Annotated in this window: 12 protein-coding genes and 1 pseudogene; 10 read left to right on the top strand and 3 right to left on the bottom strand. The window is 65.8% G+C overall.

The features are described 5' to 3' along the window. The coding region (locus ACFWF3_RS10245; protein WP_379313363.1) for a lipase family protein at nucleotides 1-816 on the top strand (816 nt) is incomplete at its 5' end. Nucleotides 817-875: 59 nt separating this feature from the next. On the opposite strand, the gene ACFWF3_RS10240 is transcribed toward ACFWF3_RS10245, so the two are convergent. From ACFWF3_RS10240 to ACFWF3_RS10230, 3 genes are all read right to left on the bottom strand, one after another. After that, nucleotides 876-1,226 carry an Lsr2 family protein gene (locus ACFWF3_RS10240; protein WP_378630144.1) on the bottom strand — a complete coding sequence of 117 codons (351 nt, stop codon included), beginning with the start codon at nucleotides 1,224-1,226 and terminating at the stop codon, nucleotides 876-878. Nucleotides 1,227-1,314: 88 nt separating this feature from the next. Further along, entirely contained in the window at nucleotides 1,315-2,289 is a 975-nt protein-coding gene (locus ACFWF3_RS10235) for a diiron oxygenase (protein ID WP_379313362.1), read from the bottom strand. A gap of 89 nt (nucleotides 2,290-2,378) precedes the next feature. Beyond that, nucleotides 2,379-3,227 (bottom strand): SDR family NAD(P)-dependent oxidoreductase, encoded by an 849-nt coding sequence (locus ACFWF3_RS10230; RefSeq protein ID WP_379313361.1) that lies wholly within the window; start codon nucleotides 3,225-3,227, stop codon nucleotides 2,379-2,381. 90 nt (nucleotides 3,228-3,317) lie between these two features. Between ACFWF3_RS10230 and ACFWF3_RS10225 the strand changes: the two genes are divergently transcribed. From ACFWF3_RS10225 to ACFWF3_RS10185, 9 genes and pseudogenes are all read left to right on the top strand, one after another. After that, nucleotides 3,318-4,259: an alpha/beta fold hydrolase gene (locus ACFWF3_RS10225; protein ID WP_379313365.1), complete on the top strand. Its 942-nt coding sequence runs from the start codon at nucleotides 3,318-3,320 to the stop codon at nucleotides 4,257-4,259. 155 nt (nucleotides 4,260-4,414) lie between these two features. Beyond that, on the top strand, nucleotides 4,415-6,610 hold the full coding sequence (locus ACFWF3_RS10220) for an MMPL family transporter (RefSeq protein ID WP_379313360.1): 2,196 nt from the start codon (nucleotides 4,415-4,417) through the stop codon (nucleotides 6,608-6,610). Nucleotides 6,611-6,658: 48 nt separating this feature from the next. Next, on the top strand, nucleotides 6,659-7,120 hold the full coding sequence (locus ACFWF3_RS10215; protein ID WP_379313359.1) for a VOC family protein: 462 nt from the start codon (nucleotides 6,659-6,661) through the stop codon (nucleotides 7,118-7,120). Nucleotides 7,121-7,168: 48 nt separating this feature from the next. Further along, nucleotides 7,169-7,681 carry an anthrone oxygenase family protein gene (locus tag ACFWF3_RS10210; protein ID WP_379313357.1) on the top strand — a complete coding sequence of 171 codons (513 nt, stop codon included), beginning with the start codon at nucleotides 7,169-7,171 and terminating at the stop codon, nucleotides 7,679-7,681. A gap of 46 nt (nucleotides 7,682-7,727) precedes the next feature. Continuing rightward, nucleotides 7,728-8,564 carry an alpha/beta fold hydrolase gene (locus ACFWF3_RS10205; RefSeq protein ID WP_379313356.1) on the top strand — a complete coding sequence of 279 codons (837 nt, stop codon included), beginning with the start codon at nucleotides 7,728-7,730 and terminating at the stop codon, nucleotides 8,562-8,564. Nucleotides 8,565-8,675: 111 nt separating this feature from the next. Then, complete coding sequence (locus tag ACFWF3_RS10200; protein ID WP_378995088.1) at nucleotides 8,676-9,338, top strand: hypothetical protein; 663 nt, start codon at nucleotides 8,676-8,678, stop codon at nucleotides 9,336-9,338. A gap of 50 nt (nucleotides 9,339-9,388) precedes the next feature. Then, nucleotides 9,389-10,054, top strand: coding sequence for a GNAT family N-acetyltransferase (locus ACFWF3_RS10195; RefSeq protein WP_379313355.1), 666 nt, complete (start codon nucleotides 9,389-9,391; stop codon nucleotides 10,052-10,054). A gap of 183 nt (nucleotides 10,055-10,237) precedes the next feature. Then, nucleotides 10,238-10,405: a hypothetical protein gene (locus tag ACFWF3_RS10190; RefSeq protein WP_378995084.1), complete on the top strand. Its 168-nt coding sequence runs from the start codon at nucleotides 10,238-10,240 to the stop codon at nucleotides 10,403-10,405. A 249-nt stretch (nucleotides 10,406-10,654) separates the two neighbouring features. Then, nucleotides 10,655-10,760 (top strand): annotated as a pseudogene (locus tag ACFWF3_RS10185) (hypothetical protein); the annotation flags it as partial.

Here is a 10,760-nt window from a genome sequence, read left to right as displayed (position 1 = left end):
GGGTATTGGCTCGCGCAGGGGTTCGCGATCAATGTCGCCGACTTCGACGGCAAGTTCAACACCTTCAACACCTACGACGAAGGCAAAATGGTGCTCGACAGCCTGCGCGCCATGAAGAACTCGGCATTGGGCCTGACGGACTCCGGGATCGCGCTCTACGGGTACTCCGGCGGCGGCTCCGGTTCGATCCGGGCGGCTGAACTCCGCGAGAGCTACGCCCCCGATGTGCGGTTGCTCGGCACCGCGGTGGGTGGATTCCCCGCCGATCTGCGAGCCCAGGCCCAGTACGCGATCGCCCAGCGGCCGGGCCTTACCGGCGCCGGTAATTTCACGATGTGGCTCGGGTTCGCCGCGTTGTCGCGGGAATTTCCCGATCAGTTCGACGCGAAGGAATTGCTGACCCCGGAAGGGCAGGCGATCGTGGCGGATATGCGCAGTCGTTGCGTTTACACGATCGCCGCCGCCGGCGCGTACCGGCCGATCAGTGCCTATTTCCAGCCGGGGAAGTCACTCGAAACGGCACCGGGGGTGATGGAGGTTCTCGCGGACCAGAGTCTGGGACACCATATTCCGGACAGCCCGATCTTCTGGTGGCACGGAATCTGGGACGAACTGATCCCGACGTCGGCGGTACTACCGACGGTGCACGACTACTGGAACCGGGGCGCGGATCTGCGGTTCTACACGATGCCGCTGCCGGAACACATCGTCAATGCCGTCGCGGGCTGGCCGCCCGCGGTCGCCTGGACCAGTGCGGTGCTGCGCGGTCTCCCGCCGGGCGAGCGATTCAAAGCCGATATCCCGCTGCCCAACTGAAACGAAAACAGCACGGCGCGCGGAGGGAATGCGCGCCGTGCTGTCGACGATCCGAAACTTTACGCCGAGGCCTGCTCATAGGCCGAGATGACGTCCGCCGAGATCCTGCCGCGGCTGGACACCGTGTGTCCGTTCTGCGATGCCCACGCCCGGATCTCGGTGAGATCGTTGCGACGGGTGGATTCTGCCGCCGGTGCCGCGCCGAGACGACGTGCGGCGCCTGCCTTTGCGCGGCCGGTGCGACGCGCGTACGGAACCCACTGTTCGAACACCTCACGCAACTGTGCCGCGTTGGCATCCGACAGGTCGATTTCGTAGGCCGCCCCATCGATTCCGAATGTGACAGTCGCATCGGCAGCGGACGTGCCATCGAAATCATCGACAAGTGTGACAACGACTTTGCGCGCCATGGGAGTCCTGTTCGTTCGGGTGCCGAGAATTACCGTCGTTGATCTTAGTTGACGACGACACGGGTTATTCGCTCGGCATCAGTGGCGATCAGCTCGCCCGGCGTTGCGGCTCACCGCGGTAGCGGGTGTAGCCGCCGTCGACTTTCAGTAGCTTCCACAGCTGTCGGGTCACCGGGTTCATCATGCCGAGTTCGTCGACCAGCGTTCGGATGTCGCCGAAGAATCCGCTGAGGATCTGACGGGAGGTGGGGCTGCGCCAGAACGCGTCGTCGAATACCTCGTCCGGGATGTCGAACTTGGTGGCGAAGGATTTCGACGGCTTGACCAGTTCGTCGGCCAGCCAGCGCATCGCGATCGGGAACGCCACCGCGCAGACCGCGGTGCGCACCGGGCCCATCCGGGCGATGTGGGTGCGCAGGAACTCGTTGGCGAACGAGATGTGGCGCGCCTCCTCGGCGATATGGATCTGCATGATCCGCAGGAGGGCGGGCTGGGTCTCTTTGCCGGAGCGGATCAGCGCCTTCTGATAGTGATCGATCGGCTCCTCACCGCCGAGGATGCCGATGAACAGAATGGCCCAGAAGTAGCCGCCCGCGACACCGATGAACGGTGACATCACCCGGAACATCGGCCGCATGCCCGGCACATCGTCGCCGATGCGATTGACCAGCTCCTGGAACATCTGGATGTGGTTGCACTCCTCGGTCATCTCGTGGAGGCAGTACCGGAATTCGGGAGAGCCGTTGGGCAAGGTCATGGCGTACTGCATCATCCCGCGGATCAGGATGGATTCGAATGCCAGCCCGACCTTGGCCGCGTTGGCTTGTCGCCACCGCCCTATCTCGATCCGGCGCTCCATCGGCAGGTTCTGATACCAGCTCGTGGCGCCGAGCGGGTCGAGCTCGCCGGAGAGCTCCCAGCGAGGATCGTCGCGATCGATCGCGAGTTCCGGTGCGTCCCAGTCGATGTCGAGGTAGGGGTCGAACCGGCGATGGACCGACCCTTCCGACAGTGTGTGCAGGGTTTCGGCGTACTCGGCAGCCGCGGTTTTCGAGAACGTCATTGTTTCTCTCCGTTGTCACCTGGACAGCCATCGAGCGGCTGATCCTCAATGTAAATGTAACGCACTGTCGCAGGTAATTCTAGGGGGAGTCAGTCGGCGCGCGGGATGCGTCCGTCGACGTCGGTGAATCCGTAGTCCTCGGCGAGGTCGGCGACTTTCCATGACTTCCCGGAGCGAGTCGACCGGCCCGGGTCGGCGGCCAGTGCCACCACGGCGCGCCCGGGGAACCGCGGGGTCTCGGCGGCGTCGAGATCGAAGGAGCCCTCGCCGGGCAGGGTCACCCGGCGGTGACCGTGCTCGTCGGCCGGGACCAGTTGCAGCAGTTCGGTATCCACGATTCCCGGCCAGATCGAGACGGCGGTCGTATCGGTGCCGTTCAGATCGTGGGCGAGGTCGGCGGTGAGGCGATCCAGCGCGGTCTTGCCGACGCCGTAGACGGCATTGTGCATGTACCGCCGCGCGCCGGGGGAGGAGACATTGACGATGAGCCCGGCCGACTCGATCAGCAGTGGCGCGGCGAAAACGCTGGCCACGTAGTGCGATCGCACGCCGATTTCGAAGGTCTCGTCCCAAGCCTTGGGCGGCACGTCCCAGAACTTGCGGCCCAGCCAGCGGGCGGCGGCGGGGGAGTTGTAGACGTTGTTGACCAGCACGTCGAGACGGCCCTGTTCCTCGCGGACCCGGGCGAAGAGCTTTTCGACCGCATCGTCGTCGCGGTGATCGCAGACCGCCGCGACACCGTGCCCGCCGAACTCGGTGACCATCGCGGCGGTCTCCTGCACGGTGCCGGGCAGTCTGCCCGGCTCGGTGGTGCGCCCGGTGACGTACACGGTCGCGCCGGCCGCGCCCAGTTCGAGGGCGATGCCTTTGCCGATGCCACGACTTGCCCCGGTGACGACCGCGACGCGCCCGGCCAGAATCTTGGGTGTTCCGCTCATGACCTCCGGACACTACCGTCAAATCAGAACACGTTCTAGAAATTGGAGGCGGTAGTGGAGCAGAGATTCCTCGACACGGGCGGAATCCGGATGCATGTCACCGAGCAGGGGCAGGGCTACCCGGTCGTGTTCTGTCACGGCTTTCCGCACACCGGGTTCATCTGGCACCGGCAGATCGAAGCCGTGGCCGAGGCGGGATACCGGGCCATCGCGCCCGACCTGCGCGGGTACGGCCGAACCGAGGCGCCCGCTGATGTCGCCGCCTATACCAATGCGGCCGTGATCGGCGACCTCCTGGCGCTACTCGACGACATCGGCGCCGAGAAGGCCGTGTTCGTCGGCCTCGATTTCGGTGCGCAACTAGTGTGGGAACTGTCGCTCCGCGCTCCCGAGCGGGTCGAAGCCGTTGTGGTGCTGAACAATCCGTACTCGCCACGCCCGCCGCGCCCGCCGTCCGCGTTCTGGACCAAGGCTGCCCAGCGTCACTTCCTGCACCTGTCCTATTTCCAGCAACCCGGCGTCGCCGATGTCGAACTCGCCGCACGGCCGCGGGAATTCCTGTCCCGCGTCTACTTCTCCCTCTCCGGCGACTACCACTATCTCGACACCTGGAAGAACCCGCCGGGTCTGGGTTACCTGGATGTGCTGCCCCAGGCGCCCGCGCTGCCGTGGGCCTGGCTCACCGAGGACGAATTCGACACCCTCGCCATCGAATTCGAACGGACCGGTTTCACCGGAGGCTTGAACTGGTACCGCAACCTGGATCGCAACTGGGAGCTCTCCGAGCCTTTCGCCGACGCCCGGATCGAGGTCCCGACATACTTCCTCTACGGCGAGAACGATCCCGACATGGAGGGCTTCAGCGGTCGTGACCCCCTCGCCACGCTCCGTGCCAATGTCACCGACCTTCGCACAGTCGTGGAACTTCCGGGGGCGGGCCACCTCGTCCACCTCGAGCGAACCGACGCGGTCAACGACTTCCTGATCGCCGCGCTACGGGAGGTCGGCGTCGATCAGCGCGCGCGGTCGTAGGTCAGGAAATCTCGCGGTGAGCCTGCTCGCGTAGTCGTTCGGTGGAAAACCGCGAAGTGGCGGTACTTTTGATGGGAGGCAGATCAGGCGAACCACGGGAAAGGACGCGGCCTCTTGGAGATTGCGCTCGGAGCCGATGAACGGACGGCGAGCTAGTGTTCGCGCGCTGGGGCGATCTGGTCCATCGATTCCGGTTCGCGGTACTCGGCGTCGTCGTGGCCGCATTGCTGGCGCTCGGCGGGTACGGCCTGGGATTGCACGATGAGCTGAGCTCGGGCGGCATGGACGATCCCGGCTCGGAATCCGCGCTGGCAGGGCGCTTGGCGGACAGTGCCTTCGGTCGCAACCACGACCTCGATGTGGTGGTGCTCTACACCGCGCCGCCCGGCCGGACCGTCGACGATCCCGAGTTCAGCCGCAAGATCGTCGACAACCTCAACAGCCTGCCTCGTGCGTATCCCGGCGCGATCTCCGGCGTCAACGGGGCCTACTGGCCGACGGAAACGGGCCGGGCGAGTGGTTCGCTGTTCGCGACCCCTGACCGCACCCGTGCGGTCGCCGCCGTGGCCATCGTCGGCGACAACGACACCGAGATGCTGCGCAACACCAGAAAGGTGAAGGACGCCTTCACGATTCCCGGTGTCGACGTGCAGGTGGGCGGTCTGCAGCCGGTGGCGGGAACACTCAACGACACCCTGTCCGACGACATTCGGCGGATGGAAGTCCTCGCCTTCCCGGTGGTCGCCCTACTGCTGTTCTTCATCTTCGGCGGTGTGGTCGCGGCCGCGCTGCCGTTGATCGTGGGTGGGTTGACGATGGCGGGTGCGAGCGGAATCGTGCGCACCTTCACCTACGTCACCGAGGTGAACTCTTTCGTCGCGCCGGTGGTGTCGATGATCGGCGCCGGATTGGCCATCGACTACGGGCTGTTCATCGTGAGTCGCTTCCGTGAGGAACTCGCCGAAGGCTATGACACAGCGTCGGCGGTGCGGCGCACGATGACGACGGCGGGGCGCACCGTGGTGTACTCCGCGACGATGATCATCGCCAGCGCGGGCGGCATGCTCTTGTTCCCGCAGGGGTTCCTGAAATCCATCGCCTACGGCGCCATCGCGACCGTGTCGCTGGCGGCGCTCACCGCGATCACCTTGCTGCCCGCGATGCTCGCGATTCTCGGTGCGCGCGTGGATCTGTGGGGCAGTAGACGGCTGCGGCGAACGAAGTTCGCGCACGAGGTGGAGAACGGTTTCTGGGGTCGGAGCACCCAGTGGGTGATGCGGCATCCGGTGAAGGTCGCGGGTGTGCTGTGCGTGGTGTTGGTGTTGCTGATTCTGCCCGCCCGCAACCTCGCCTTCGGTGGCTTCAGCGAACGATATCTACCGCCGGACAACAGCACTCGCGTCGCGCAGGAGCAGATCGACGCGACCTTCCCCGGCCGCCGATCGGATCCGATCGACCTGATCTTCGTCTCCGACGACAGCGTCGCGATCGGTGCGGCCCTGAAACTGGCCAACCGGGCACCCGGGCTGGCGGCGAAGTTCGAACTGCCGTCGCGCTCGCCGGTGCAGTCCGATGTCTACCGCACCACAACGACGCTCACAGACTCCGATACGGCCGGTGACACCATCGAGTACCTGCGCGGCATCGAACTTCCCGACGGGGTCCAGATGCTCGTCGGCGGTGTCCCCACCATCCAGAAGGACAGCATCGACGCGCTGCTCGAGCGCATCCCGTGGATGATCGCGCTCGTCCTGCTCGTCACCACCTTGCTGATGTTCCTGACCTTCGGTTCGCTGATCCTGCCGATCAAGGCCGCTCTCATGAGCGCGCTCGGCCTCGGCTCGACGCTGGGCATCCTCACCGTGATCTTCATCGACGGTCACGGCGCGAGTCTGCTGAACTTCACCCCGCAACCCATCCAGGCCAACATGCTGGTGATGATCATCGCCATCATCTACGGCCTGTCCACCGACTACGAGGTCTTCCTGCTCTCGCGGATGGTCGAAGCGCGGGCCGCGGGTGCCTCCACGACGGAGGCTGTTCGTATCGGCACCGCTCACACCGGCCGCATCATCACCGCCGCCGCGCTGATCCTGCTCGTCGTCACCGGCGCCTTCGCCTTCTCCGATCTCGTCCTCATGCAATACGTCGCTTACGGCATGATCGCCGCGCTCATCATCGACGCCACCGTGCTGCGCATGCTCCTGGTCCCCGCGACGATGAAACTGCTCGGCGACGACTGCTGGTGGGCTCCCACCTGGATGAAGGCCGTCCACGCCAGATTCGGACTGGGCGAATCACCGTCCTCGGCAACGACAGCGGCAGATTGTCGGACCTCTGACATACGGTGACCGAAGATCTGTCACGCCGTGTGTTCGGTTGCCATGAACGGAGTACTGATGAGCCGCCATATTCAGATCACCTTCGACGCGCACGATCCGGCCGCGCTGTCGACCTTCTGGCGGGATGCGCTGGGATACGTGCATCCGGGGCCGCCGGGCGTCGAGGTGCCCGCCGGGGTGGACCCGCTCGTGGTGTGGGATCAGTTCCTCGCGCGGATCGGGGTTCCGGCGCAGGAGCGGAACTCGAAATCGGCGATCGAGGATCCAGAGGGTCACGGTCCGCGGGTGTTCTTCCAGCGGGTACCCGAGGGCAAGGTCGCGAAAAACCGGGTTCACCTCGATGTGCGGGCGGCGCCCGGGTTGCAGGGGGACGAGCGGATGGCGGCGTTGGAGACCGAGTGCGCGCGACTGGTCGCACTGGGTGCGAAGCGGGTCGAGCGCTTCGAGCCCGAGCCGCCGATGAGTGCCGGGTGGATCGTGATGACCGACCCCGAAGGCAACGAGTTCTGCCTCGATTAAATTTGACAATATTGTCAGAATTAGAGGTGGGCGGCTAACTTCGACCTCATGAAACACGCTCCGATACGCGCACTGGCCCTGCTCACCACCGGTCTTCTCGCCGGTGCGTTCGGCTACGGTGCCGCGAATCTGGTCCCGACTTTTCATCGGGTCCCGCTGCAGATGCGCCTGGAATTCCACACCGAGCTCATGCAGAACAACAGCATCAGCATGCAACTCACCATGGCCGCCGCCGCGCTGAGCTGCCTCGTCCTGGCCGTCGTGCAGACGGGCAGGGACCGGGCGCTCGCCGCGGCGGCCGCGCTACTCGTTGTCGGATCGTTCCTCATCACCCGGCTCGGCAACGTGCCGATCAACCACAAGATCAACGCCTGGGCTGTCGACGGCGCGCCCGCCGACTACGCCGACATCCTCGCGCGGTGGGATCTGTTCCACTTCCTGCGGACCGGGACAGCACTGGTCGCGTTCGCGCTGATCATCACCCTGGTGGTGTGGCGTGCCGAGGAGCAGAAGCGAGAGTTTCGCCGTGCGGACGAGGGGGTCAGCGCTACCGTGGGTTGACCACGACGGCGTGGTCACGTGGCTGCCACCGGAAGGAAGCCCGGGGATGCGGTATTTCGACTTTCGCGGAACTTCGATCGCCTATGACGAGGCGGGTGCGGGGCCCCCGATCGTCTTCCTACACAACCTCGGCGGCGATCGTCACATCTGGCGTGCGCAATTCGACGCCCTGCGGCAGACGCATCGGGTCTTCGCGATCGACCTCATCGGCTACGGCGATTCCGACGCTCCCGACAACGGATACACCGTCGAGAACTATCTGGCCATGGTCACCGCGTTCTTCGAGGAGCAGGATCTGCGCGATGTGACGCTGGTCGGCCACTGTTTCGGCAGTGCGCTGTCGCTGCTCTACACACAGCGCAATCCCGACCGGGTGCGGTCACTGGTGCTGAGCAGCCCGCTGACCCCGGCCACTCTGCGGCCGACCCGCACCGCGTGGGCGGCGCGACTGGGTCGGCGCGCGCACATCGACGCACTGCTTGCCCGTGTGCGCATTCCCGGCCCGCTGGCGGGACTGATCGTGGCAGAACAGCTGGGCTCGGAGAAAGCTCCGCACGCGGCGGACATCGTCGCGCACCTACGCGAGAGCTGGACCGAACCCCGCCGGCTGATGGTCACTGCCGCGATCTCCCGGGAGATCCCGCGGCTCGGCGAACTGGACGAGTTCGTGCCGCCCCCCGACTTTCCGCCCATCACCACGGTCTGGGGCAGCCGCAATCGAGTGCTGTGCGCTCGCGCCGGCGCCACGCTGAACCGCACGTTGGCGCCGTCTCGGGCGATCGTCGTGGAGGGTGCGGGGCACCTGGTGATGGTCGAGGCGCCCGATCAGGTCACCGCCGCGGTGCGCACCGCGACGACGGGCGCCCGCGTCGTCGATTCCTAGTACGAACGAACCACCGCCGGGCGTGAATCCCGCTCCGCCGCGACATGCGGCGGAGCGGGCGCTGTTGCTCGGTGAACCGAACTTGTCGGTGCGCGAAGTTAGTCTGCTCTCATGGACGGACCGGACTCTGCGCTACGCCGCTTGACCCGCGAGGCGGGAAAGCTGTTGCGGCCATATGGCTTTCACGGAACGGAAGCATCCTGGACCCAGGTCACCGAGGGTGGGGTCGCCTCGATCCGCCGCACCCGCGTCCAGCGGACCTGGACAGACGGTCAGCAGGCGCTCGGATTCGGTCTCGAGCTCAGCGCGACGCCGACCGCCTGGTGGGAATACTGCGCGTGGCGTGACGCTGTGCGCGACCTCCCGCCGGCGGCGCTCGAGCAAGCCACCGGTCCCGGCGTGATCGACAACCATGGCCTGAGCGCGGAGCTGACCGAGTTGTGGTGGCTGCGCGTCGATCCGGCCCACCGGGAGCGCCCCGCACTCCAGGCCGACGTCGACGCCGTGCGCGCCGACTTGCCGGTGCGCGTCCATGCCTACGCGCGCCGGGCACTGCGATTGCTCGAACCGGACGCCTATCTGGACGAACTACTGGCGGACCCGAATCCACGGCCTGCCGTGCTGGAGGCGATCATCGTTCTGCTCGCCGAACACGGGCCGGGACCGCGACTCGACGATGCGGTGACCCAGTTCCGATTATCCGTCGCCGACCCGAACGAGTCGGGCGCCGAGGACGTCATCGCCTACCTGCGCGGCCGAGCCGTTCCGGTCTGATCGCCCTGCTCGAGCAGCCGGACGGACGGCTCGCCATTATCATTCCGCCCGTGGGAGATGCGGTACAGGAAGATGCTCGGCGGATTCGCCCCGGCAACCGGAAGGACTTCGGTGTCGCCGCCGAACTCTTGGCGGCCTCCTTGGCGAATGATCCGGCGAGCCTGTGGCTGCACCCGAAGGAATCCAGCCGCAGAACCCGGCTCGTCCGCTCGTTTCGATTCTCGCTCGATGACGCCCGCGATTGCAGCGACGGCGTCGACCTCGCGCTCGACAGCACCGGCGCGATCGTCGGCGTCGCGGTATGGCTGGCCACCTTTCACATCCTGCCGCGAGCGACGCTGGGTCGACAGCTGAGATCGATCCACACCTACGGTTCGCATGCCGGACGTGCCAGTGCCGGTGCGCGCGCGACCTACGCGGCAGGTGTGCAGGAGCAGCATTGGCACTTGCTGGCCGTGGGCGTCTCCGCGGCGGCGCGTGGGCACGGACACGGACGGGATCTGATCGCGGCGGGAATGTACCGAGCTGCCGCGGACGGCGTCCCCGTGCACCTGGAAACGACGAATCCCCACAACCTGTCCTTCTATGAACGCCTCGGATTCGAGACGACCGGGGTGCTCGACCTTCCGGGTGGTGGCCCGCGCAGATGGCTCATGCGTCAAGTGCCGCAACCGATCCCGAATCCCGCTCGGGACCGGCGGCCGCGCAATACCTGAAGGCGCTACGAAACGCGAGAAGTTCGCGATGGAAATTGTTGTGGAAATCCATGACAATTCCGCGGAAAGGGAATTGGAACGTCAAAACCTGTGCACGGTGATAGCGGTCCGCGTGGTGGCCGTGATCTGATCGAGATGTCCCGAAGCTGGGATGCTTCACAGAGTGCAAATAAGGATGACCGTATGAACTCCAGAATTTCCCGTCCGCTCGCCGTCGCCGCGATCGCGCTGTCCGCCGGTGCGATCGGCGCAGGCACCGCCACGGCCGCGGCGCCTGCGCCCGTCTCGGGTTCGGTGGAAGTGTGTGTCCCCCTTCCGCTCCCGGTGCTCGAGGTCAGCTTCTGCCTGTAACCGACTGACACGGCTAAATGCGGCGGTGGCGACACCGTTCACGGAGTGAAGATGTGCGCGGCTCCGGTTCGGATCCGCCACCGCCGCACCGTTGTGGACCCGCAGGCCCGCGGGTTTCTTTGTCGGAAAGCATCATTGATCCAGCCTTCTCTTACTCTTTGTCACAAGTGAAGGTTGGACGGGGGATTGTCGTTCACGGTAGTTTGGGGGCTTGCCCAGTGATCTGGGTGGGAAGGATTCTCCATACCGGTGTCCAACCTCGGCGGGCTGCTGATCGGCTTCCTGCTGGCCATGTTCGGCGGGGCCCTCTCGATCTCCTGGGCCCCGGGCAAGACCGCTCCCGAGGGGAGCGGGC

This window comes from Nocardia sp. NPDC060220 (assembly GCF_042727815.1).
Classification (GTDB): domain Bacteria; phylum Actinomycetota; class Actinomycetes; order Mycobacteriales; family Mycobacteriaceae; genus Nocardia.
Note: the sequence above shows the minus strand (reverse complement) of the source record. Positions and strands in the feature narration are given on the sequence as shown.